Source organism: Ruegeria sp. CH2 (assembly GCF_056537065.1).
Map to the genome: position 1 here is coordinate 1 of NZ_JBQFQV010000061.1, position 560 is coordinate 560.

General features: G+C 54.1%; 1 protein-coding gene. It reads left to right on the forward strand.

What is annotated here, in order from left to right; genetic code table 11:
• Positions 1-162 precede the first annotated feature (162 nt).
• A complete protein-coding gene (locus ACR0M9_RS21130; protein WP_480425685.1) occupies positions 163-450 on the forward strand; it encodes a transposase in 288 nt (95 codons plus the stop codon).
• The last annotated feature ends 110 nt before the right edge of the window (positions 451-560 follow it).

Below are 560 nucleotides of genomic sequence, written 5' to 3' on the forward strand. Positions count from 1 at the left end.
CGCAGAGCTAAATGACATCTCAAGTTCTGTGCAAACAGAAGCGCGAGAAAGACTAGGCGGTAGATACTTGGGATCTACCACATGGCGTGCAGTCGCTACATAGTACTTGTCTTGGCCCCCTAAAACTGTGCCACAGTTGGCTTAGTTTTGGAGACGGGATTGATGGCGCGGAAACGGTATTCGGACGAAGATATTCTGCGGCTTTTGCGCGAGATTGAGCTGGGCCTGGCATCTGGTTCGGATGTCGCGACGGCGTGCAGAACGGCTGGTGTCAGTGATGCGACCTATTACACATGGCGCAAGCGGTTTGGTGGGATGGGACGATCTGAGATGGCCAATCTGAAGGCGCTGCAGAAAGAGAATGATCGGCTCAAGAAAATCGTGGCTGAGCTTGAACTGGACAAACTCATTCTCAAGGAGAGCCTTGATTATCTAAAGCCAAAGGCCTGACGGCAGACCAGCTTCGTCAGGCCGTGGTCCACACCCGACAAAAGCTGGCAACCTCTGAACGGCGCACCTGTCGCGTGATTGGATTGGCGCGGAGCACGCTGCAATACCGC